This is a genomic window from Plantactinospora sp. BC1 (assembly GCF_003030345.1).
In the GTDB taxonomy this organism is placed as follows: domain Bacteria; phylum Actinomycetota; class Actinomycetes; order Mycobacteriales; family Micromonosporaceae; genus Plantactinospora.
The window spans coordinates 5,148,514-5,170,562 of sequence record NZ_CP028158.1 but is presented as its reverse complement, the minus strand read 5'-3'; the positions used below and the strand labels follow the sequence as shown (position 1 = coordinate 5,170,562).

General features: G+C 73.3%; 18 protein-coding genes. 5 read left to right on the top strand and 13 right to left on the bottom strand.

Features of this window, described 5'->3' with window-relative positions:
• Positions 1 to 151: 151 nt before the first annotated feature.
• Positions 152 to 595 carry a cellulose binding domain-containing protein gene (locus C6361_RS22570; RefSeq protein ID WP_107268919.1) on the bottom strand — a complete coding sequence of 148 codons (444 nt, stop codon included), beginning with the start codon at positions 593 to 595 and terminating at the stop codon, positions 152 to 154.
• A gap of 220 nt (positions 596 to 815) precedes the next feature.
• On the opposite strand from C6361_RS22570, the gene C6361_RS22565 reads away from it, so the two are divergent.
• Positions 816 to 1,856 carry an LLM class flavin-dependent oxidoreductase gene (locus C6361_RS22565; protein WP_107264044.1) on the top strand — a complete coding sequence of 347 codons (1,041 nt, stop codon included), beginning with the start codon at positions 816 to 818 and terminating at the stop codon, positions 1,854 to 1,856.
• A gap of 78 nt (positions 1,857 to 1,934) precedes the next feature.
• Here C6361_RS22565 and C6361_RS22560 read toward each other — a convergent pair whose 3' ends face one another.
• The 3 genes from C6361_RS22560 to C6361_RS22550 are packed head-to-tail and all read right to left on the bottom strand — an operon-like array spanning position 1,935 to position 4,283.
• Positions 1,935 to 2,567: a response regulator transcription factor gene (locus C6361_RS22560; protein WP_107268918.1), complete on the bottom strand. Its 633-nt coding sequence runs from the start codon at positions 2,565 to 2,567 to the stop codon at positions 1,935 to 1,937.
• A 40-nt stretch (positions 2,568 to 2,607) separates the two neighbouring features.
• Complete coding sequence (locus C6361_RS22555; protein WP_107268917.1) at positions 2,608 to 3,447, bottom strand: ABC transporter permease; 840 nt, start codon at positions 3,445 to 3,447, stop codon at positions 2,608 to 2,610.
• Positions 3,444 to 4,283, bottom strand: a complete 840-nt coding sequence (locus C6361_RS22550; RefSeq protein WP_107264043.1) for an ABC transporter ATP-binding protein — start codon at positions 4,281 to 4,283, stop codon at positions 3,444 to 3,446. Before C6361_RS22550 ends, C6361_RS22555 begins: the two co-directional genes overlap by 4 nt.
• Before the next feature lie 190 nt (positions 4,284 to 4,473).
• On the opposite strand from C6361_RS22550, the gene C6361_RS22545 reads away from it, so the two are divergent.
• Together C6361_RS22545 and C6361_RS22535 are read left to right on the top strand one after the other, a co-directional pair.
• Positions 4,474 to 5,139: a hypothetical protein gene (locus C6361_RS22545; protein WP_107268916.1), complete on the top strand. Its 666-nt coding sequence runs from the start codon at positions 4,474 to 4,476 to the stop codon at positions 5,137 to 5,139.
• Between the two features lie 328 nt (positions 5,140 to 5,467).
• Positions 5,468 to 6,922 carry a serine/threonine-protein kinase gene (locus tag C6361_RS22535; RefSeq protein ID WP_107268915.1) on the top strand — a complete coding sequence of 485 codons (1,455 nt, stop codon included), beginning with the start codon at positions 5,468 to 5,470 and terminating at the stop codon, positions 6,920 to 6,922.
• A gap of 123 nt (positions 6,923 to 7,045) precedes the next feature.
• Here C6361_RS22535 and C6361_RS22530 read toward each other — a convergent pair whose 3' ends face one another.
• The 3 genes from C6361_RS22530 to C6361_RS22520 form a co-directional block, all read right to left on the bottom strand.
• Positions 7,046 to 7,555 (bottom strand): hypothetical protein, encoded by a 510-nt coding sequence (locus tag C6361_RS22530; protein WP_107268914.1) that lies wholly within the window; start codon positions 7,553 to 7,555, stop codon positions 7,046 to 7,048.
• A gap of 157 nt (positions 7,556 to 7,712) precedes the next feature.
• Positions 7,713 to 8,261, bottom strand: coding sequence for an RNA polymerase sigma factor (locus C6361_RS22525; protein ID WP_107258989.1), 549 nt, complete (start codon positions 8,259 to 8,261; stop codon positions 7,713 to 7,715).
• A 47-nt stretch (positions 8,262 to 8,308) separates the two neighbouring features.
• Positions 8,309 to 9,148, bottom strand: coding sequence for a hypothetical protein (locus C6361_RS22520; RefSeq protein WP_107268913.1), 840 nt, complete (start codon positions 9,146 to 9,148; stop codon positions 8,309 to 8,311).
• 211 nt (positions 9,149 to 9,359) lie between these two features.
• Between C6361_RS22520 and C6361_RS22515 the strand changes: the two genes are divergently transcribed.
• A complete protein-coding gene (locus C6361_RS22515; protein ID WP_107271118.1) occupies positions 9,360 to 10,655 on the top strand; it encodes an aldehyde dehydrogenase family protein in 1,296 nt (431 codons plus the stop codon).
• 65 nt (positions 10,656 to 10,720) lie between these two features.
• Here the strand turns inward: C6361_RS22515 and C6361_RS22510 are convergent, their stop codons facing one another.
• From C6361_RS22510 to C6361_RS22490, 5 genes are all read right to left on the bottom strand, one after another.
• Positions 10,721 to 10,936: a LuxR C-terminal-related transcriptional regulator gene (locus C6361_RS22510; RefSeq protein ID WP_199853049.1), complete on the bottom strand. Its 216-nt coding sequence runs from the start codon at positions 10,934 to 10,936 to the stop codon at positions 10,721 to 10,723.
• Positions 10,937 to 11,134: 198 nt separating this feature from the next.
• Complete coding sequence (gene rhaS, locus C6361_RS22505) at positions 11,135 to 12,196, bottom strand: rhamnose ABC transporter substrate-binding protein (RefSeq protein WP_199853048.1); 1,062 nt, start codon at positions 12,194 to 12,196, stop codon at positions 11,135 to 11,137.
• A 32-nt stretch (positions 12,197 to 12,228) separates the two neighbouring features.
• A complete protein-coding gene (locus tag C6361_RS22500) occupies positions 12,229 to 13,257 on the bottom strand; it encodes an ABC transporter permease (RefSeq protein ID WP_107258987.1) in 1,029 nt (342 codons plus the stop codon).
• The gene (locus tag C6361_RS22495; RefSeq protein WP_234358959.1) at positions 13,247 to 14,308 is read right to left on the bottom strand and encodes an ABC transporter permease; all 1,062 of its coding nucleotides are present in this window, start codon (positions 14,306 to 14,308) and stop codon (positions 13,247 to 13,249) included. The genes C6361_RS22500 and C6361_RS22495 overlap by 11 nt, the downstream gene beginning before the upstream one ends.
• Positions 14,309 to 14,366: 58 nt before the next feature.
• Positions 14,367 to 15,884, bottom strand: a complete 1,518-nt coding sequence (locus tag C6361_RS22490; protein ID WP_107258986.1) for a sugar ABC transporter ATP-binding protein — start codon at positions 15,882 to 15,884, stop codon at positions 14,367 to 14,369.
• A 297-nt stretch (positions 15,885 to 16,181) separates the two neighbouring features.
• On the opposite strand from C6361_RS22490, the gene C6361_RS22485 reads away from it, so the two are divergent.
• Positions 16,182 to 17,225 (top strand): LacI family DNA-binding transcriptional regulator, encoded by a 1,044-nt coding sequence (locus C6361_RS22485; RefSeq protein WP_234358958.1) that lies wholly within the window; start codon positions 16,182 to 16,184, stop codon positions 17,223 to 17,225.
• 94 nt (positions 17,226 to 17,319) lie between these two features.
• On the opposite strand, the gene C6361_RS22480 is transcribed toward C6361_RS22485, so the two are convergent.
• Positions 17,320 to 22,014, bottom strand: coding sequence for an alpha-L-rhamnosidase (locus C6361_RS22480; protein ID WP_107268912.1), 4,695 nt, complete (start codon positions 22,012 to 22,014; stop codon positions 17,320 to 17,322).
• Positions 22,015 to 22,049: the final 35 nt, after the last annotated feature.

Sequence of the window (22,049 nt, the reverse complement as noted above, 5' to 3'; positions counted from 1 at the left end):
CCGGAAGTCGTACCTGAGTCCCGCGGCCGGCCGGGTCACCGTACCCGGATCGACGACGCGTGGGCGACACCATTACCCGCCGACGGCGATCCGCCGGCCCCGGGCGCGGTCGGCCGGGGACGGGCCTCGGTCGGCCGGGACGGGCGCCGGTTCAGGTGTAACTACAGGGGGTGTCGTTCAGTTTGACGTTGGAGATCCAGACGGCGGACTGTTCTCCGACGAACTCTCCGGAGAACCCGATCTCGTGGGCCTGACCGGGAGCCAGATCCTCGGCCCAACGCGGGGCGTTGATCCGGACCGGAGCGTAGAACGAGATGAGCAGGCCGTTCCAGGCCTGGGTGATGCGGGCGGTGGTGGGCGCCAGGTCGAACGAGAGCCGCCAGTCCTCGATCGGCTGGGTGCCGGTGTTCGTGACCTTCACCGACCCGGTGAAGCCGCCCTGCCACACGTTGCTGAGCTGGTATTCGGAGCGGCAGGCGATGGCGGCGAGATCGGCCGACGCGCGCGGCGCCGCGGCGGCTGGACCGGCGAAGGCGAGAGCGACCGTCCCAGTCGCGGCCAGGAGGGTACCGACGAACCTGCGCCACGGCTGCATGGCTCTCCTTCGGGAAAAGGCGAAGAACGCTCAGGGTACGTTAGCGACATCGACAGGTTCGAGCAACCAATCGGGTACAGCGCGTGACGAGGGCATTCGACCCGCCGTCCGGCGGCGTTTCGCACCCGCCCGGGCGGGAATGCCGCCCTGGGCAGCGCCGTTACACCGCCCGAAGAGCCGGGCCCAGGGGTACGACCGGCGTGAGGCGTTGGAGGACGAGATGGCGACGGCCGTGGAATTCGGTCTGGACAGCTTCGGCGACGTGACCGCCGACGCCGAGGGCAACCCGGTGCCGTACGCCCAGGTGATCCGGAACGTGGTCGAGGAGGCCGTGCTGGCCGACCGGCTCGGCGTCGACGGCTTCGGACTCGGCGAGCACCACCGGGACGACTACGCGGTCTCGGCGCCCGAGATCGTGCTCGCGGCGATCGCCGCCCGGACCGAGCGGATCCGGCTCGGCACCGCGGTCACCGTGCTCAGTTCCGACGACCCGGTACGCGTCTACGAGCGCTTCGCCACCCTCGACGCGCTGGCCCGGGGCCGGGCGGAGATCACCCTGGGCCGTGGCTCGTTCATCGAGTCGTTCCCGCTCTTCGGTTACGACCTGACCGACTACGACCGGCTCTTCGAGGAGAAGACCGAGCTGATGTCGCAGCTGCTCACCGAGGACGCGGTCACCTGGGAGGGAACGGTACGGGCGTCGCTGACGAAGCAGCACGTCTATCCGAAGACGGAGTCGGGTCGGATCCGCACCAGGATCGGTGTCGGCGGCAGCCCGGAGTCGGTGGTCCGCGCCGCCCGGTACGGCTTTCCGCTGGTGCTGGCCGTGATCGGCGGCGAGCCGGCCCGGTTCGCCCCGTACGTGCAGCTCTACCACCGGGCGCTCGCCGAGTTCGGCAGGGAGCCGCTGCCGGTGGCGGTGCACGCGCCCGGCTTCGTCGGCGAGACCGACCAGGAGGCGGCCGACCTGCTCTGGCCGCACGTCCGGGTGCTGTTCAACCGGATCGGCGCCGAGCGCGGCTGGCCGCCGATGACCCGGAGCCGCTTCGACGCCGACATCGCCAACGGTGCCTGGCACGTCGGCTCGGTCGAGACCGTGGCCCGCAAGATCGCCCGGACGGTACGGGTCCTCGGCGTGCAGCGTTTCGACCTGAAGTACTCGGCCGGCACGCTGCCGCACGAGCGGATGATGGAGACCATCGAGCGGTACGCCACCGGGGTGATCCCCCGGGTCCGGCAACTCCTCGCCGAGCAGAGCTAGCCGGCGGAACGGTCAGCATGATTCTTGGCGACCTATGGTCCAGGGCGAACCACAGATCGCCAAGAATCTTGGGAACCGCTACTCCGCCGAGGTGCCGAGCAGTCCCCGGGCCATCGCGGTGGTCACCGCGGCGGTCCGGTCGGAGACGTCGAGCTTGCTGAACGTACGCAGCAGGTGCGTCTTGACCGTCGCCTCGCTGATGTGCAGGGCCCGGCCGATCTCGGCGTTCGTCCGCCCCTCGGCGACCAGGCCGAGCACCTGCACCTCCCGGGCGGAGAGCGCCGGGGTCGCCGGCCCCCGTACCTGCCGGACCAGCCGGCCGGCGACCGACGGCGCGAGTGTCATCTCGCCCCGGGACGCGGCCCGGATCGCGGCCGTGAGTTCCGTCCTGGTCGCGTCCTTCAGCAGGTAGCCGATGGCACCGGCCTCCACCGCGCGCAGGATGTCGGCGTCGCTCTCGTAGGTGGTCAGCACCAGCACCCGGCTGGTCCGCGACTCGCGCAGGATCGCCCCGGTGGCGTGCACCCCGTCCATGCCCGGCATCCGCAGGTCCATCAGGACCACGTCCGGCCGGTGCGCGCGGGCCATCGCGACGGCCTCCGGGCCGGATCCGGCCTCGCCGACCACCTCCAGGTCGGCTTCGGTCTGCAACATGCCGCGCAACCCGGCCCGGACCACCGGATGGTCGTCGACCAGCAGCACCCTGATCACCCGTCGACCTCCCACGTCGCCCGCCCCGCCGACCGCCTGGTCAGCGGCTCTCCCGCCCGGTCCAGCGGAACGTCAGCAGGCAGAGCAGCAGACCGCCCACGCACCAGGCGCCGAGCACCAGCGCCGTCCTGCCGTGCTCCCACGAACCCGCCGCCTCCTGCACCATCATGCTGTCCGGCAGGAAGACCGACCGGAAGCCCTGCCCCATCCACTTCACCGGAAAGAACGATGCCACCCGCACCATCCCGTCCGGCAGCGCGTCGTTCAGCACGAAGATCCCGGAGACGAACTGGAGCGCGATGGCCGGCAGGTTGAGCACCGCCGGGGCGCTCTTCGCCGAGCGGGCCAGCGAACTCGCCGCGATGCCGAGCAGGGTGCAGGCGACGACGGAGAGCGCCAGCAACCAGCCGAAGGTGAGCCACCGGCCGGGGTCGGTCGGCAGCCGCAGGTCGAACAGGACGACCCCGACCGCCAGCAGCAGGGCGATCCCGCCGGCCGTGGAGACCGCGACCAGGCAGATCTTGCCGAGGAAGTACGCGACCGCGCTGGCCGGCGTCCCGCGCAGCCGCTTCAGCGTGCCGTCCTCGCGGTCGAGCGCGATCCCCACCCCGACGCTGATGAAGGCGGTGGAGACGATCCCGTACGCGATCATGCCGACCACGAAGACCTGACTGATGGCGACCTCCGGCACGCCGTACGCCGGTTCGTCGAAGATCAGCCCGAGCATCAGCGCGATGAAGGCCGGGAAGGCGAAGGTGAAGACCACGGCGTCCCGTTGCCGGAAGAACTGCTTCAGCTCGACGGCTCCCCGGGCCAGGCCGATCCGGAGGGTGGACGGCAGCCGTACCGCCGGGGTCGACGTGCCGGTGGTGGCGGTCATCGGCGTTCTCCGATCAGGTCGAGGTAGACGTCTTCGAGGCTCGGCCGGTGCACCCGCAGGTCCGTCAACGTCCCGCCGGCCCGGGCGGTCAGCCGGGCCACCAGGGCGGCCGGGTCGGCGGTCCGCTCGCGGTGTTCGCCGTCGGCGTCCCGCCAGGTGACGGTCGCCGTCGCGGTCGCCCGGCCACCGATGGTCCCCGGGGTGCCCTCGGCGATGATCCGGCCACCGGCGAGCACCGCGAGCCGGCCGGCCAGCGCCTCGGCCTCGTCCAGGTAGTGGGTGGTGAGCAGGATCGTGCCGCCCTCGTCGGCGAGGCGGCGGATCAGCGTCCAGAACTGCCGGCGGGCCTCCGGGTCGAAACCGGTGGTCGGTTCGTCCAGGAAGAGCAGCTCCGGCCGGCCGACGATGCCGAGGGCCACGTCGAGGCGGCGCCGCTGGCCGCCGGAGAGGGTACGGATCCGGGCACCGGCCTTTCCGGCCAGCCCACACACCTCGATCACCTCGTCCGGGTCGCGCGGCTCCGGGTAGTACCCGGCGAGGTGTCGCACGGTCTCCCGGACGGTCAGCTCGGCGGCGTCGGTGGCGGTCTGCAACACGATGCCGATCCGGGCCCGCCAGCGTCGGCCGGCGGTGCCGGGATCCTCGCCGAGCACCGAGACCGTGCCGCCGTCCCGGCGCCGGTACCCCTCCAGGATCTCGATCGTGGACGTCTTGCCCGCACCGTTCGGCCCCAGCAGCGCGAAGACCTCACCACGGTCCACGGTCAGGTCGATCCCGTCCACCGCCACCCGGCCGCCGTACGTCTTGCGCAGCCCGTACGCACTGATGACTGTCATGCCTCGATGCTTCCGCCCGGCGAACCGGCCGGGGACGACCACAGGACGGAATCCGGCTGTCCACCGACCGGTGGACAACCGACGGCCCCTCTCCCGGGCGGTGTCGGGTTTCCGGCAGTGGTGGCCCGAACAAATCAGCCCCGGGCCGGGACTAACCGGATGACAACCCAGTCAGACCGGAGGGTCCACCATGTACAGACCAGCACGACACCACGTCGCCGGCCTCGGCATCCTGCTCGCCGGCCTCCTCGTCGTCCCCGTCGGCGCCGCCCCGGCGGCGGCCGGCACCCCGGCCGCCCGACCGGTCGTGGCCGCCGCCGCGCCCCCGGCGGTCGCCTCGGCTCCCCGGGACGGAGCCGGCGGCTCCGGGGCCGCCGCCCTGGTCCGCGCCGGACGGCAGGCGACCCGCGGCATCCTCACCGCCGACGGCATCGGCCCGTACCGGATCGGCGTCTCCACCCGGAGCGGACTGCTCGCCGCCGGCCTGCTGACCGGGGTCGCGGAGGAGCAGATCTGCAACGGCTTCTACTCCGCCGAGGCCACCGGGCGGTACGCCGGGCGGCTGTTCTTCAGGTTCCAGGGCGAACGACTGGTCCTGATCTCCACCACCGATCCGACGATCCGGACCTGGGCCGGTGGCCGGGTCGGGCTGACGTTGGCCGAACTGGAGCAGCGGTACGGCCCGCGCGGCGCGGTCGAGTACGGCAAGTGGACGCTGCGGGCGTACGTCGTGCCGAGCGGCGACCGGATTCTCGCCTTCTTCGAGGACCCCTACACCCCGTACGTCTACCGGCTGGCCAGCGGCGAGCGCGACCGGGTGCTCGCCTCCTTCGTCGGCGGAGACGACCAGTGCTGACCTCCACCCGCTGACCACGGACCCGCTGACCGCGGACCCGCTCGCCCCGGCCCCGCCCGGTACGGCGGTCACCGCCGCCGCCACCGGTCGACCAGGGCCGGGCGGGCGGGTCCGGTCGGCGGGGCGGGTCCGCTCGGCGGGGCGGGTCCGCTCGGCGGGGCGGGTCCGGTCGGCGGGGCGGCCCCGGCAGGCCGGGTCCGGCGCTCCTCCGAGCCGGTGGCGGCCTGGTCACCGGAGGTTATCCTGACCGGGTGACCAGCGGTTCTCGCCTGGTGGCGCTCGGTGGCACGAACGGTCCGGCGACCCGCGAGCGTCTCCAGCCACCCCCGTGAACCCGCCTCGGCGGATCGGCCCCTACCGCGTCGAGCGGTTGTTGGGCTTCGGTTCGTTCGCCACCGTCTGGCTGGGCCACGACCCGGCTCTCGACGCCCGGGTGGCGATCAAGGTACTGGCCGAGAACTGGTGCCACGACCTGCGGGTCCGGGAACGCTTCCTGGACGAGGCCCGCCTGCTGTGGCGGCTGGACCACGAGCGGCTCGTCCGGGTCTACTCGGTCGGCGAGTTGCCGGACGGACGGCCGTACCTGGTGATGGCCTGGGCGGCGGGCGGCAGCCTGCGGGACCGCCTCGCCGCCGGGCCGATGCCGGTCGGGTCGGCACTGCGGGTGCTGCGCGAGATCGCCGCCGGGGTGGCCGTCCTGCACGCGCACGACATCGTGCACCGGGACCTGACCCCCGGCAACGTGCTGTTCCAGCCACAGCCTCCCGCCGCCGACGCCAACGCCGACGCCGACGCCAACGCCAACGGTGCCACAGTGGACGGCGGGCCGGATCGGGACGGGTCCGCCGACTCGGTGCTGATCGCCGACCTCGGGCTCGCCAAGGCGCTCGCCGTCGCCTCCGGGCTGACCGCCCGGGCCGGCACGCCCGGATACATGGCTCCGGAGCAGGACTCCCCGTCGGCGCTGGTCGACGCCCGGGCCGACGTCTTCGGGCTCGGCCGCCTCGGCGTGACGCTGCTGGGCACCTCCGGCCCCGACGACGACCCGGCGGAGGTCCCGGCGCTGCGTGCCGGAGTACCCCCTGGGGTGGCGGCCGTGCTCCGCCGGGCGACCGCACGGACGCCGGCCGAGCGCTATCCGGACGCGGCCGCCTTCGGCACCGCGCTCGACCTGGCCGTCGGCGCCGGACCGACCGCCGAGACCAGACGGCCACCCCGGGCCCGGTCCCGGCGGCGGCGGACCGCCGCGCTGCTCGGCACCGCCGCGCTGGCGGCGACCGCGTTCGGCACGCTCGGCCCGGGTTGGCCGGACGGCGACAACCGGATCGGTACGGACTCGACCGGCCGGATCACGGTCGCCCTGCCGGAGGGCTGGCAGGCGACGGGTTCGGGCTGGATCGGCCAGCGCGGGCCGGACGGCGAACTGGAACCGGCGCTGGTGATGTCACCGGATCCGGAACGCTGGCCGACCGATCGGGCCGTGCCGGGGGCGTTCGTCGGGCTCTCCCGCAGCCTCGCGCAGCGACACGACCCGGCCGGGTACGTCGCCGAGCACCCGCACGCCGAGTGCGTCGCGACGCCGGCCCGCACCGTCCGGCGCGGCGACGTCGACTGGTACGTCGCCGCGTTCACCGCCTGCCGCAGCGGCAAGCCGGCCATCGTCGAGGCGGCCGGGCTCGCCCCGCGGCAGACCGGCCTGGTCTACGCACAGATCGCGCCCCCGGCCGACGCCTCGGCCGACTTCGTGGACACGCTGCTGGCCGGAATCCGCATACGCCGCTGATCCACCACACCGGCCGACTCGCCGGCCCCGGAACTCCGCCCCGGCCGAAATGCGCCTCGCCCCGAACTCCACCTCGCCCCGAACTGCGCTTCAGCCGAACTCCGCCTCGCCCGGCTTCGCCGGTCACTCGACCACCAGCACGGTGATGGTGTGGCTGCCGGTCTCGGCCGCGATCTGGACCGTGACGGTGCCGGGGCGCAGCATCCGGCAGTCCACCACGCCACCCTCCCAGTGCCGGGCGACGTGCTCCTCCGGGTTCGTCGTGACGGTCCCCGGACCGACGTTCTGGATCCGCAGGATCGCGGCCACCGTCAGGCAGAGCGCCTCGGGCATCGCCGCCGGATCCGAGCCGTCCACGGTGTAGATGACCGCCGGGAGGCAGGCCGGGGAGAGGTCGACGGTCGGCGAGACCCTGGGCGGGGTACGGGTAGGGGTGCGTCGGGGCGTACCGGCCGGGGTGGAGACGGCGGCCGGGGTGGCCGGGGTGTGCGGGGTGGCCGCCGGTCGGGACGGTATGCCGGAGGTCGCGCCTGCGGTGGCGGTGCCGGACGGTGCCGGGGTGGGCCACTGTCCGGGCAGCGGTGCGACCGGCGCCGAGCCGCATCCGGCCACCGGTACCGCGGCGAGGAGCACTCCCAGGACCAGCTGCCAGCGGCGGTGACCGGCCGGGACGGGGCGTGCTACGCCCGGGGCGTTCCGCCCTGCTCCGCCGGACCGGTGGGCTCCGGCGCCCACCGAGCCGGACCGCCCGGCGGGGGCGGCGGGCGGAGACCGCCTGCGGCGCACCGGATCAGACCCCGGCGTCGGTGAGCAGGTCCCGCAACCGCCGCCGCCCCTGGTGGATCCGGGACTTGACCGTGCCCTCCGGCACCCCGAGCAGCCCGGAGATCTCCCGGTACGGCAGGCCGAGGACGTCCCGCAGCGCCACCGGTTCGGCGAGTTCGGGGCCGATCGCGTCCAGCGCGTCGAGCAGGTCCAACCGGGTTCCGGCGACCACGCTGGTACGGCGCGGGTCGGGTGGTTCCGGCATCGGCCCACCGGACGCCTCCGCCTCGAACCGTCGGCGCAGTGCCGCGTACGTCGACCGGGCCCGGTTCGCCGCGACCCGGTGCAGCCAGGTCCGGAACGCCGACCGGCCGTCGAACCCGGCGATTCCCCGGGCCACCGCCAGCAGGGTGTCCTGGCATGCCTCCTCGGCGTCCTCCCGGTTGGGCAGGAAGCGCGCGGACATCCGCAGCACGTCGGGGCGCACCGCGACGAGGAGGCGGTCCAGGGCGTCCCGGTCGCCGATCGCGGCGGCCCGGGCCAGCCCTTCGAGGTCGACAACGCCGGAGGGCACGGGCCGAGTCTAGGCAGCCGTGTCCAGCCGGTAGCGGTGCGTCGCGGTCAGCTTCGGCCGATCGCCCCGGTGGCGGTCAGGTAGTCGCCGACCGAGGCCGGTGCGACGACGGCGACCCGGCACCAGTCGACGAGCAGTAGGTCCGCCTCGCGCATCACCCGCTCCAGGGCGGCGGCGAACTCCTGCTGTGGTTCCGCCGCCGGTCCCGGCTCGGTGTGCACGGCCAGTACGGCGAGCGAGTCGCCGTCGGCGAGCCCGTAGAGCAGTACCCGCCCGACGGAGAGCGCGAACGAGCTGGGCACGATTCCCGGCTGGGCGCGGAAGCCGATCCCGCCCCTGTTCCGGGCGTCGGGCGGCAGCAGGTTCAGCAGGCGGTTCCGGGAGACCGGTCCGGAGAGCGGCCGGACGGGCTGGCTGCGGATGTGGATGCCCTGGAAGCCGTAGACCCGCCCCTGCTCGTCCCGGCGGGCGTGCTGCTCGAAGCTGCGGCGTACCGCCCGCAGCTCGGCCTGCACCTCGTCGCCGAGATCGGCGCTAACCAGCTCCACCTGCCGCCAGTCGTCCTCGTGCAGTTCGAGGCGGTCGGCACCGGCGGGTGCGGCGGCGACCGCCGGCACGGCGGCACAGAGCGTCGGCAGTGAGTAGAGGATGTCGCCGGGTGGGACCGACTCCATCCGGCGCAGGGTCAGGGTGAGGGTGCCGGTCGTGCCGAACTGTGCCGCCGTCGGCGGTTCGGCGCGTTCGACCGACCAGACGGCGCCGGCCAGCTCCAGCGTGGTCGCCGGCTGGAAGCTCTCCGGCAGTTGGCCGAGCGGCAGCTCGCTCCGACCGATCTGCGCCCCGGTGTCGGCGTCGAGAAAGGCGACCCGCACCAGCTTTTTCGACATGGCGGGGACCCTATCCGTACCCCGATCACGCGCGACCGGAGGCCCTCGGCGGGCTGATGCCGGTGGCGGCGCGGCGGTGGGTACGGGGCCGGGTGGTCCTGAATAGCGGACACCATTGCTCCCTCGTTGAACAAACGTGCCAGACTCGGTGGCTGCCACCAGGGGGCGGCATAGCATGGCGGCGGACGAGGACGGCGAAGGAGACCGGCAGATGGTTTCGATCGAGGCGACCGACGGAGCCCCGGGCGGAGCGGACGACCGCGTGCACGCCCTGGTCGCCGAGTGCGGCCGGCGGGCCCGGGCCGGGGCGGCCGGGTTGACCGAGGCACCGGATTCGGTGATCGACTCCGCGCTGACGGCAATGGCCGACCGGCTGGTCTCCGCCGAGAGCGAGATCCTCGCCGCCAACCAGCAGGACGTGGAGGCGGCCAGGGCCGCCGGGATGAGCCCGGCGCTACAGGACCGGCTCCGGCTCGACACGGCCCGGCTGAAGGGGATGGCCGACCAGCTGCGGCTGCTCGCCGAGGCGCCCTTCCCGGCCCGGGAGACGCCGCTGCGGTCGCTGCCGGGCGGGTTGCGGCTCTCCGAGCGCCGCCGGCCGGTCGGGGTGATCGGGGCGAACTTCGAGGCCCGGCCCAACGTGACCGTCGACGTCGCCTCCCAGCTCGTGAAGTCCCGCAACGCGGGCGTGCTGCGCACCGGGTCCGCCGCGCTGACCTCGGCGAACGCGCTCCACCAGCAGGTCATCGCCCCCGGGCTGCGCGACGTCGGCCTCGATCCGGACGCGATCCAGCTGCTGCCGGACGCGAGCCGGGCGAGCGCGGTCGCGCTGGTCCGGCAGACCGACCTGATTCCGCTGGTGATCCTCCGGGGCAGTGGCGACGCCACCCGCTCGCTCGGTGCCGAGGCGGCCCGGCACGGCGTCCGTACCCTGGCACACGCCGACGGCGGCGGGGTGTTCTACGTCGACGCGGCCGCCGACCTGGACCGGGCGACCGGACTGCTGGTCGCCGGCCTGGACCGGCTGGGCGTCTGCAACCGGGTCAACCTGCTGCTGGTGCACCGGGACGTCGCCGGGGCGGCGCTGCCCCGCTTCGAGGCGGCCCTGACGGAGCTGGGCGTACGCGTCTCGCTGCCGCCCTACGACCACCCGGTCGGCTACGAGTGGGCGTTGGACAGCGGCCGGGAGGCGACGGTGACGATCGCCGAGGTGGCCGATCTGGCCGAGGCGGTGACGATCGCCAACACCGAGACCTCGGGGCTCGCCGCGACGATCGTGACCGAGGATCCGGCCGCCGCCGAGCGGTTCATCGCCACCGCGATCGGCACCGGGGTCTTCTGGAACGCCTCGACCCGGCTGCTGGACGGCTTCAAGCTGCACGGGGTGCCGGAGACCGGGATCAACGTGGACCACGTGCCGGGCCCGCGCGGCCCGGTCACCTTCCAGGATCTCTACCTGCGGCAGTACGTGGTCGTCCCGGAGGACGCCCCCGGCCTCCCCGGCTGACCCGCCGACGCACGCATCGGGCCGGTCCGTCGGAGCAGTCCGGCCCGTCGGAGCAGTCCGATCCGTCAGAGCAGTCCGTGCCGGACCGCCCAGACCACCGCGGAGATCGGCGCCGGCACGCCGAGACGGTCGCAGATGGCCCGGGTACGTCGCCGGACCGTCCGCTCCGACATCTCCAGCCGGCGGGCGACCGCGTCGACCGGAAGTCCCTGGGCGAGCAGTCGCAGCAGGGCCAGTTCCTCGTCGTCCAGTGGATGGCGTTGCACGATCGGTACGGTCACGGCGCCACTCCCTCCTCACCGCGCGGTGTTGCTCGTTCCTGCTCCAATCCACGCTCCGGCCGGACGCCGCTCCGGCCGGAGCCGTCGTGCCGCCCGGCATCCCCGCCCGGGTCCCGGGGTCGAACGCCCGGCACCGCCGTCGGAGCCGCGCGACGGTGGGCCCGTCGGTGGCCGACGGCGGCGCCGGGTCGGCTGCGCCTAGAAGTTGAACTGGTCGATGTTGGCGGCGTCGAAGACGGTCGGCGGGCCGAGCACCACGACACCCTGGGCGCCGACGGTGTACTCACCCAGCTTGCCGGCGGTGAACTTGTCCCCCTCCTTGCCGGTGATCATTCCGGAGGCGAGGGCGGCACCGGCGTACGCGGCCAGGTAGCCGAGGTCCGCCGGGTTCCAGAGCGCGAAGCTCTTCACCGTGCCGTTCTTGACGAACTCGCGCATCTGGTTCGGGGTGCCCAGTCCGGTCAGCGCCACCTTGCCCTTGTACTGCGACCCGGAGAGGTAGCGGGCGGCCGCCGCGACGCCGACGGTGGTCGGCGAGATGATGCCCTTCAGGTCGGGGTGGGCGGAGAGCAGCCCCTGGGTCTCCTGGAACGACTTCTCGTCCTTGTCGTCGCCGTAGACCGTGGTGACGAGCTGGATCCCGCTGTACTCCGGCTTCTTCAGCTCGGTCTTCATCAGCTCGATCCAGGCGTTCTGGTTGGTCGCGTTCGCGGTCGCCGACAGGATCGCGATCTTGCCCTGACCGCCGATCGCGTCCGAGATCAGCTTCACCTGGTTCTCCGCGATCCCCTGCCCGGTGACCTGGTTGACGAAGAGGTCCCGGCAGTCGGGGTTGGTGTCGGAGTCGAAGGTCACCACCTTGGCGCCACCCTGCCGGGCCTGGTTGACGGCCCCGCAGATCGCGTTCGGGTCGTTGGCCGAGACCACGATCACGTCACTGCCCTGCTGGGTCAGCGTGTTGAGGTAGCTGACCTGCGAGGAGGCGCTCGCCTCGGAGGGACCGACCTCCTTGTACTCGCCCTTGAACTCCTCCACCGCCGCCTTGCCGCCGTTGTCCGACACGGTGAAGTACGGGTTGTTCACCTGCTTGGGCAGGAAGGCGACGCTCAGCCCCTCCTTGATCGAGCCGCCGCCACCGGCGGAGGAACCGCCCGACGGGGTGCCCTCGTCGTCGCTCGCGCAGCCGGCGCTGAGCAGCAACGCCGCCAGGGCCGTGGCGGCGGCGCCGAGCCGTACGCCTCTGGATCGCATGACGGTCATACCGGTCCTCCTTGACATGAAAGGTTCGGTGGTCAGGCGCTCTCGGCGCCGGCCACCGGCGGTGCGGCGGGTCGTCGCCGTCGCATCCGCGCCCGGAGCATGCCGGCCGCGTTCGGCCCGACGACGGAGATGATGAGCAGGGTGCCGGTGACCACGGTCAGGGTGTCGGCCGGCACGTCGGCGAGTTGGAGTGCGTTGCGCAGGGTCATCAGCAGCAGTACGCCGGCCAGCACGCCGAGCAGGGTGCCCCGGCCGCCGAAGATGGAGACACCGCCGAGCAGTACCGCCGCCACCACCGACAGTTCGAGCCCGGCCCCGTTGTCGGCGCGGGCGCTGGCGTACCGCATGGTCCAGAAGACTCCGGCGAGCGCGGCCACCGCGCCGGTGACCACGTAGAGCCAGAACTTGGTCCGGACCACCGCGATGCCGGCGAAGGTGGCGGCCTGGTCGTTGTTGCCCATCGCGTAGAGGCCGCGACCGATCGGGGTGGCGTGCAGCAGCACCCCGAAGCCGATCGCGAGGACGGCGAGCGGCAGCACCACCCACGGCACCGTCGTGCCGGGCAGCGCCTCGATCGAGTTGCCGGTCCAGCCGATCGGGAAGTCCGCGACGGCCCGGTCGCCGAGCACCACGTACGCCAGTCCCCGGTACAGCGCGAGGGTGCCGATCGTCACCGCCAGGGAGGGCAGGCCGAACCCGGCGATGAAGAGCCCGTTGACGGCGCCCAGCAGCGCGCCGAGCAGCACCACCAGGGGTACGGCCAGGGTCAGCGGCAGGCCGGTCACCCAGAGCTGGCCGAGTACCGCGCTGGCCAGTCCGAGCATGCTGGCCACCGAGAGGTCGATCTCACCGGTGATCACGATCAGCGTCATCGGCAACGCGATCAGCGCGATCGGGACGATGTCCAGCAGCAGGAAGCCCCAGAAGCGGGCGGTGGCAAAGCCCTCGACCAGTACCGACGCGCCGACCACCACCACGGCCAGGACGACGATGACGAGCACGTCCCAGGTGCCGAGGGTGGATATCCAGCGGGCCGGCCGGCCCGTCCTGTCAGGCGCCACGGGCCTTCCTTCCTCGAAGCCGGTGGGCCACCCGCGCGGCGAGCGCCCGGTCCAATCCGATCGCGGCCAGGATCAGTGCCCCGACCACCGCCTGCTGCCAGAACGGGTTCACCTTCAGCACCGGCAGGGCGCTGCCGATGGTGCTCAGCAGTACGGCGCCGAGCGCGGCCCCGTACACCGAGCCGCTGCCGCCGAAGATCGCCACTCCGCCGACCACCACCGCCGCGACGACGTTCAACTCGATCCCGCTGCCGGCCGCCGCGTCGAGGGTGCCGAACCGGGCCGCGTAGAGCACCCCGGCCAGGCCGGCCAGGCCGCCACTGACGACCAGTGCCCCGAACACCCGCCGGCCGACCGGGATGCCGTGCAGCCGGGCCGCCGCCGGGTCGGAGCCGATCGCGTACAGCTCCCGTCCGCCCCGGTAGGACTTCAGGTAGAAGCCGGCGACCACGAGTACCGCCACCGCGAAGAGGGCGAGCAGGGGGATGCCGAGCAGGTCGGCGGTACCCATGCTCTTGAACCCGGCCGGCATGTCGGCGGCGTTGATCTGCTGTCCCGCCGCCCACGAGTAGTCGATGCCCCGGAAGACGTAGAGGGTGCCGAGGGTGACCACCAGGGCGGGTACCCGGGCCACCGCGATCAGCGCACCGTTCAGCACGCCGCAGAGCACGCCGATCCCGACCCCGACCAGCAGGGCGAGCACGATCGGCGCGTCCGGCATCGCCAGGAACAGCTTTCCGGTCGCGAAGGCGGCCAGGCCGAGCACCGAGCCGACCGAGAGGTCGACGTTGCGGGTGATGATGACGATCGCCTGCCCGACCGCGAGTACCACCAGGATGGTCGCGCCGAGCATCAGGTCCCGCCGGCCCTGTCCGGAGAGGAACCTCGGGTTCACCGCCGTGGTCACCGCGATCAGCAGGACCAGCGCGAGTCCGATGCCGACCTCGCGGGCCAGGAAGAGCCGCTGGCCGAGCCGGACGCCGGCCGCGCCGTTGCGGGCCCGGGCCGTCGCGGCCTCCGGTGCCGGCTCCGGTCGGGTCGTGGTCGTCACGCGTCACCTCCCCGATCGGCCACCGCTCGCCGTCCGGCCGCCGTCCGTCGCTGCCCGGTCACGCGTTACCTCCCTGCCCGGTGGCGGCCAGCATCACCGACTCCTCGCTCGCCGCGTCCCGGGTTATCTCGCTGACCAGCCGGCCCTCGTGCATCACCAGCACCCGGTCGGCCATGCCCAGCACCTCGGGCAGTTCGCTGGAGACCATCAGCACCGCGACCCCCTCACCGGCGAGCTGCGACATCAACCGGTGCACCTCGGCCTTGGTGCCGACGTCGATCCCCCGGGTCGGCTCGTCGACGATCAGCACCTTCGGGGTGGTGGAGAGCCACTTCGCCAGTACCACCTTCTGCTGGTTGCCGCCGGAGAGCGTGGAGACCGGGTCGTCGAGGCGTCCCGCCTTCACCCGCAACCGCTGGGTCCAGGTCTGCGCGGCGGCCCGTTCCGCGCCCCGCCCGAGCAGGCCGAACCGGGCCAGCGGCCAGCGCCGGGTCAGCGTGGCGTTGCGTTCGATCGACAGCTCCATCACCAGCCCCTGCTGCCGGCGGTCCTCCGGCACCAGCGCCAGTCCGGCGGCCATCGCCGCCGCCGGCCGGTTCCGGGGCAGCCGTACGCCGTCGACCAGCACCTCGCCCGCGTCGTACGGGTCGACGCCGAAGACGGCCCGGACCACCTCGCTGCGGCCCGCTCCGACCAGGCCGGCGAGCGCCACGATCTCGCCCCGGCGTACCTCGAAGCCGACGTCGGCGAAGACGCCGCGCCGGGTCAGGCCGCGCACCTGGAGGATGACCTCGCCGGCTTCGGTCTGCTCCTTCGGGTAGAGCTGGGAGACCTCCCGGCCGACCATCCGGCGGACCACCTGCGCGACGTCGAGGTCCTCGGCCGGGTCGGTGGAGACCCACCGTCCGTCCCGCATCACGGTGATCCGCTGGCTGAGCGCGAAGACCTCGTCGAAGCGGTGCGAGATGAACAGGATCGCCGCGCCGGCCTCGCGCAGCGAGCGGACGACCGCGAAGAGGCGTTCCACCTCGACTCCGGAGAGCGCCGCCGTCGGTTCGTCCATCACCAGCACCCGGGCCTCGAAGGAGAGTGCCTTGGCGATCTCCACGAGCTGTTGGTCGGCAATGGAGAGCCCGCGCGCCGGCCGGTCCGGATCCAGCGGTACGCCGAGTCGGGCGAAGAGTTCCGTCGCGCGTCGACGCATCGTCGCGGTGTCGATCCGGCGCAGGCCGCGCAGCGGTTGCCGGCCCATGAAGATGTTCTCCGCCACGGAGAGGTCGGGGAAGAGCGTCGGCTCCTGATAGATCACCGCGATCCCGGCCGCCCGGGCGTCGGCCGGACCGGTCAGGGTCAGCGGTGCGCCGTCCATCGTCAACTCTCCGGCGTCCGGGGCGTGCACCCCGGCCAGGACCTTCACCAGGGTCGACTTGCCGGCACCGTTCTCCCCGACCAGCGCGTGCACCTCGCCGGCCCGCAGTTCGAGGCGTACGTCGGCGAGCGCGTGCACCGCGCCGAACGACTTCCGTACGCCGGACAGGGCCAGCCGCGCCGCACCCGGGTCTGCACGCTCGGGCATCCGGCCCTCCAGCCATGAAACGTTTCAGCCCAATGTGATGAAGACGCTAGAGGCCGCCTTCCCGGCCGGTCAAGCATTTCGAGGCGGTTACCGAATCGTTACTCGTAGGTAAGCCCTTTCCTCGCCGTCGATCCCCGCCCTGGGCAGGGCTGATGCCATGATCATCGCCAACGTCTGGCCCCTCGGCATCGACAACCGCCGCCGCGCTGGCCACATCCGGTCAGGTACCCCCCGCCGCCGGGGCCGCCAGGCATCCTTGACACGATTCAGTTGCCGGCCGACGCGGAGGAGGAGAGCGTGCGGGAGACCTCCGTGGTGAGCATCCGCGACGTCGCCAGTCACGCGGGAGTCTCGATGGGCACCGTCTCCAACGTGCTCAACCAGCCCGACCTGGTTTCGAGCGCCACCCGGGCCCGGGTCCTCGCCGCGATCGAGGAACTCGGCTTCGTGCCGAACCACGCCGCCCGGCAACTGCGGCGGGGCCGCAGCCGCACCCTCGGCCTCGTCGTGCTGGACGTGGCCAACCCGTTCTTCACCGACCTCGCCAAGGGCGTCGAGGACACCACCGGCACCGCCGGCATGGCGGTGATCTTCTGCAACAGCGACGGTGACCAGGCCAGGGAGGACGCCTATCTGGACCTGCTCAAGGAGCAGCGGGTGCAGGGCGTACTCATCACCCCGGTCGACGACGCCAGCGCCCGGCTGCTCCGGCTGCGCGACCGGGGCATCCACGTCGTACTGCTCGACCGGCGCTCCCGGCACGCCGACCTCTGCTCGGTCTCGGTGGACGACCGGCTCGGCGGCGAACTGGCGGTACGTCACCTGCTGGAGGCGGGGCACCGGCGGATCGCCTTCGTCGGCGCGTCCCGGCTGGAACAGGTACGCGACCGGCATGCCGGCGCGGTGCAGGCGATGGCCGGGGCCGGGCTGGGCGAGAGCGATCTGCCCCGGCTCGACACCCCGGCGATGACCGTGGCCGCCGGCCGGGACGCCGCGGCCCGGCTGCTCGGCGCGCCCCGGGAGAGCCGGGCCACCGCCGTCTTCTGCGCCAACGACCTGGTGGCGCTCGGTGTGCTCCAGGAGCTGACCCGGCAGCGGATCCGGGTACCCGAGGACGTCGCCCTGGTCGGCTACGACGACATCGACTTCGCGGCCGCGGCGGCCGTGCCGCTCACCTCGGTGCGCCAGCCCCGGCAGCGGCTCGGCCAGACCGCCGCCGAACTGCTGCTCGGCGAGGTCAACGAGCCGGCCGGACACCGGCACCAGCAGGTCGTCTTCGAGCCGGAACTCGTCGTCCGGGAATCCAGCCGCCGCCGCCCCGCCGGCCAGCCCACCGGGTAGCCGGCCGGAGCGGGCACCCGGCCTCTCCGTCGCCTTGCCGTCCCGGTCGCCGCCGTCGCCGAGAACCGGCCCGCAGGAGCGACCGGGCCAGGCGTCAGCGGCCGGCCGGGGAGGCCGGCGGTGGAGCCGGAGCGGCCGGCAGCGGCACCGACCAGACGTCGGCGATGGACGGGTCGTAACCCTCGCCGGTGTCCTGGAAGCGCACCCGGACCGTCCCGTCGGCCGTCGACTCCGGCCGGTCCACCACGAACTGGTAGCTCACCGTGCCAGCCCCGCCGGCCGTACGCTGGTACGCCCGCGCGTGCACCCGCGCCCCGTCGACAAGTACGTCGTAGTCCTTCGACTGCGCGCTGTCGTACGTCTCGACGACCCGGAGCAGGAACGGCCGGCCCGCCGGGACGGCGAGGTCGAACTCGAACCAGCCGCCCGGATGGGTGACGTTGGTGTAGCGGCGGGTCAGCCCGGCCTCCACACTGCTGTCGGAGTGTTCCGAGGCGAGCAGCCGGTGCGCCTGCTCGGAGGCGGTCGCGCCGAGGTCGACGTGGTCCAGCTCCGTACCCGGCGGGTTGTCGAACCGGACCGGCAGGTCGACCCTGCGGCGTTCCGCCTCGGTCGGCCCGGTGGCGACGGTGATCCCGACCGCGCCCTCGGTCGTCGCCAGCGGCGCGGTGACGGTGCCCTCCAGGGTGACCTCGGCGCCCGGGGCCAGCGCGAACGGCCGGCTGCCGGGCTCGATCCGCCAGCCGTCCGGTGCGCTGCCGGTCAACTCGCCCCGCACCGGCACCGTGGACCGGTTGCGGAGCACGGTATGCAGGGTGGCGGTGCCGCCCGGCGCCACCGAGGCCGGCTCGGCGGTGGTAGAGACGACGGTGACGGCCGGCGCCACCGGCAGCGAACCCGCCAGCGGCAGCGTCGCGGTGCCGGACCGGTAGCGGTAGCCGGCCGAAGCGGTCAGCGGCAGGGTACCGACGGGTTGGCCGGGCGGAATACGCAGCTCGTACTCGTGCCGCACCGTCCGGCCCGGCGCGACGCTGCCCGGCCGGCTGCCCACCGGGCGGACCGTCACGCCGGCACCCGCGTCCACCGTGGACACCAGTCCGGTGACGGTTTCCGTCCCGCCGTTCTGCACCAGCACCGCCGCCCGGAGCACGCCACCGGGCAGCACCTCGCCGACCGGCAGGTCGAGTCGGGCCACCGCGCCGACCAGGGCCGACGAGGCGGCGGAGAGCCGCTGGTCGAGCCGGGTCAGCGGGGCGGCGAACCGGTCCGCGACCGCCCTCGGCATCCGCCCGGCCCGCACCTGGGTCTCCAGCCAGCGGTCCAGATCGGAGCCGGTGGCCAGCGCCCGGTGCACGGCGGCGCCGGTGGCCCGGGCGTCACCCTCGCCGTACCGGTACGCCAGCCGGGCGGCCGCCGCGTCGACGGTCAGCCGGGCGAGCCGGACCCGCAACCCGATCGCCGGCGGCCAGTGCAGCTCACCGGCGACCTGGTCGGCCACGGTTGCCGCCTCGGTGACCGCGTCGGCCGCCTCGCCGAGGTCGCCGAGCACCCGGTCCACGGCGAAGGCGTATCTGCCGGAGCCGACCTCGAAGACCGCGTCGCCGCCGTCGAGCCGGACGAACCGTACCCCCTCGGCCCGCTCCGCCGGCCGGCCGCCCTCGGTGACCGCGTGCCGGCTCGCCGCCGGGATGCGTACCGTGGCGGTGGTGTTGCCCGGCACCGTGACCGCCAGCCGGAGCTGTCCCCGGTCGTCCAGTCGCCAGTCGGTGCCGACGGTTCCACGGATCGACCGGTACGACGCCTTCGCCGACCGGATGTCCCCGCCGGGGCGCGGCGCGATGGTCAGGTGTGCGTAGCCCGGATGCGCCGGGTCCGGCTGGATGCCGGCGACGGTGCGGTACATCCAGTCCCCGACCGCGCCGTAGGCGTAGTGGTTGAAGGAGTTCATCGAGACGTCGCCGAAGCTGCCGTCCGGCATGATCGAGTTCCACCGTTCCCAGATCGTGGTGGCACCCTTGCCGATCTCGTAGCCCCAGGACGGGTAGGTGTCGTTGAGCAGCAGCCGGTAGGCCACGTCGAGGTGTCCGGTGTCGGCCAGCGCCGGCAACAGGTCCGGGGTGCCGAGGAAGCCGGTCGCCAGGTGCCAGTCGTGCCGTTCCAGGTTGGCGACCAGCCGGTCGGCGGCCCTGCCGCGCAGCGCGTCGGGGAGCAGGTCCATCCCGATCGCCAGCACGTACCCGGTCTGGCTGTCGCCCTGCACGGTGCCGTCGGCGGCGACGTACGCCGTGGTGAACGCCTCGGCGATCCGGGCCGAGAGCGCGGCGTAGCGTTCCGCGTCGGCGGTCCGGCCGATCGCGCCGGCCATCTCGCCGAGCAGCCGGATGCTGTACGCGTAGTACGCGGTGCCGATCACCCCGGCCGGGGTCGGGTCGTCCAGGTTCAGCCAGTCCAGGTACGGGCCGGCGTTGGTCCGCCGGTGTCCCGAACTGGTGCTCTCCAGCCAGGCCGCGTAGCGGACCATCGAGTCGTAGTGCTCCTCGATCACCCGGGTGTCGCCGTAGCGCTGCCAGAGCGCGTGCGGGACGGTGATGCCGGCGTCGGCCCAGCCGGTGGCGCCGTCGCCGCAGCAGGCCCTCGGCGCGACGTCCGGATAGGCGCCGTTGCCCGACTGCGCGTCCCGCAGGTCCGCCAGCCACTTGGTCAGGAAGGTCAGGCTCTCCATGTTGAACGTCGCGGTCTCGGCGAAGACGTTGATGTCGCCGGTCCAGCCGAGCCGCTCGTCCCGGGCCGGGGTGTCGGTCGGGATGGAGAGGAAGTTGCCGCGCTGTCCCCAGGTGATGTTGCTGTGCAACTGGTTCACCATCGGGTTCGAGGTGGCGAAGGTGCTGGTTCGCTCGCCGTCGGTGTGCATCACCAGACCGGTGACGGTGCCCAGGTCGGGGGTGCCGGGGAAGCCGGTCAGCTCGACGTAGCGGAAGCCGTGGAAGGTGAAGGTCGGCTCGTACACCTCCGGGCCGCCGCCGCGCAGCCGGTAGAGGTCGGTGGCCCTGGCCGTACGCAGGTTCGCGGTGTACGCCGTACCGTCCGGGTTGAGCACCTCGGCGTGCCGGATCCGTACCGTCGTACCCGCCGGGCCGGCCACCTTCAGCCGGACCTTGCCCACCATGTTCTGCCCGAGGTCGAAGATCCAGGTTCCCGGGGTGGGCTGGGTCAGCGCCGTCGCCTTCAGTTCCTGGGTCACCCGGACCGGCGGGTCGACCTGGGCCACCAGCCGGGCGGTCGCCCCGCCGTCGCCGCCGACCGTCGCCGCCGACCAGCCGGAGTCGTCGAAGCCGGGCCGGTCCCAGCCGGCCGGCAGCCGCCGGGCGTCGTAGGTCTCGCCGTGGATCAGGTCGGTCAGCAGGAACGGTCCGGGGGTGGCCCGCCAGGAGCCGTCGGTGCGGACCGTCTCGGTGCGGCCGTCCGCGTAGTCGATCACCAGGGCGGCGCTGAGCAGCGGCCGGGGACCGTAGTTGTCGGTGCCGAACCAGGCGATGCTGCCGGAGTACCAGCCGTCGCCGAGCATCGCCCCGAACGCGTTGTCGCCGGGCCGGAGCTGCCCGGTCACGTCGTAGCTCTGGTATTGCACCCGCTTGGCGTAGTCGGTCCAGCCGGGGGCCAGCTCGTGGTCGCCGACCCGTTCGCCGTTGAGCGAGAGCTGGTAGACGCCGAGCCCGCTGGCGTAGACCCGGGCCCGGGCCACCTCGCCGGCCACCCGGAAGCCGCGCCGCAGCAGCGGGTTCGCGTCCAGGGCGGCGAGCATCGTCTCGGTGTCGCCGCTGACCCGCAGGCCGTCGGCGGTCGGGGTACCGGCGCCGAACGGGTTCTCGCCGTCGGTCAGCGGTGCGGCGTAGAGGGTCCGGTCGCCGTCGGTCACCGAGAAGTCGGCGAAGACCGCCGACTCCTGGGTGGAGGTGCGCAGCCCGACCGAGCCGGAGCGGTGCGCGGCGTGCCGGGTGACGTCGACCTGGACCCCGTCGACCCAGGTGGTGAAGGTGTCACCCGCCGCGGCGATCCGCAGCGTGTGCGGCGCGGTCAGCTTCTCCGGGGGTACGACCGCAGCCAGCGACACCTCCTTGAGCACCGTCCACGCCCCGTTCACCCGGACGTGCGGGCGCAACGTGGCGCTCCCGTCGGTGGTGGAGAACTGCCACATGTAGGCGTTGCCCGCCCCGCTGGCCCGGAGGAAGATCCCGGCCGCGTCCCGTTCCACCCGGACGGTGGTCTGCACCGTGTAGTCCACCCAGGACTCGGTCGGCGGTGCCAGCCCGATCCAGTCGCCCTGCCAGCCGTCCGGCCCGCCGACCCCGGTCTCCCAGTACGCCGGCTCGCTCCAGCCGGAGACGCGGCCGGTCTCGTCCCAGATCCGCACCTGCCAGGCGTACCGGGTGCGCGGCTTCGGCGCCGGGCCGGCGTACGGGACGAGGGTGCTGTTCCGGGAGGTGACCCGGCCGCTGTCCCAGACGTCCGGCCGGTCGAGCCGGCTGGGGCTACTCGCCACCCGGACCTGGTAGGAGTGCTGGAGCACCCCTCGCCGGGTGGAGTCGATCGTCCAGCCCAGCCGGGGGCGTTCGGTGTCCAGCCCGATCGGGTTCGTCGCCCGCTCGGTGGTCAGCCCGGCCACCGTCACCGCCGGGCCCGAGGTCCTCGCGGCGGCGGGTGCCGGCCCGGCGACCGCCGCCAGCGGCAGTGCCAGCAGCAGCGCCAGCGCCGCCGAAAGTCCCGACCGGGGCAACCTGGTGGGCAACATCGCCGACTCCCCACTTCCGTACGGCTGGTGACGCG

Coding starts and splice junctions, on each gene's coding strand:
- C6361_RS22570 (WP_107268919.1), bottom strand. CDS start 595: ATGCAGCCGTGGCGCAGGTTCGTCGGTACCCTCCTGGCCGCGACTGGG.
- C6361_RS22565 (WP_107264044.1), top strand. CDS start 816: ATGGCGACGGCCGTGGAATTCGGTCTGGACAGCTTCGGCGACGTGACC.
- C6361_RS22555 (WP_107268917.1), bottom strand. CDS start 3,447: ATGACCGCCACCACCGGCACGTCGACCCCGGCGGTACGGCTGCCGTCC.
- C6361_RS22550 (WP_107264043.1), bottom strand. CDS start 4,283: ATGACAGTCATCAGTGCGTACGGGCTGCGCAAGACGTACGGCGGCCGG.
- C6361_RS22545 (WP_107268916.1), top strand. CDS start 4,474: ATGTACAGACCAGCACGACACCACGTCGCCGGCCTCGGCATCCTGCTC.
- C6361_RS22520 (WP_107268913.1), bottom strand. CDS start 9,148: ATGTCGAAAAAGCTGGTGCGGGTCGCCTTTCTCGACGCCGACACCGGG.
- C6361_RS22515 (WP_107271118.1), top strand. CDS start 9,360: ATGGTTTCGATCGAGGCGACCGACGGAGCCCCGGGCGGAGCGGACGAC.
- rhaS (WP_199853048.1), bottom strand. CDS start 12,196: ATGACCGTCATGCGATCCAGAGGCGTACGGCTCGGCGCCGCCGCCACG.
- C6361_RS22490 (WP_107258986.1), bottom strand. CDS start 15,884: ATGCCCGAGCGTGCAGACCCGGGTGCGGCGCGGCTGGCCCTGTCCGGC.
- C6361_RS22480 (WP_107268912.1), bottom strand. CDS start 22,014: ATGTTGCCCACCAGGTTGCCCCGGTCGGGACTTTCGGCGGCGCTGGCG.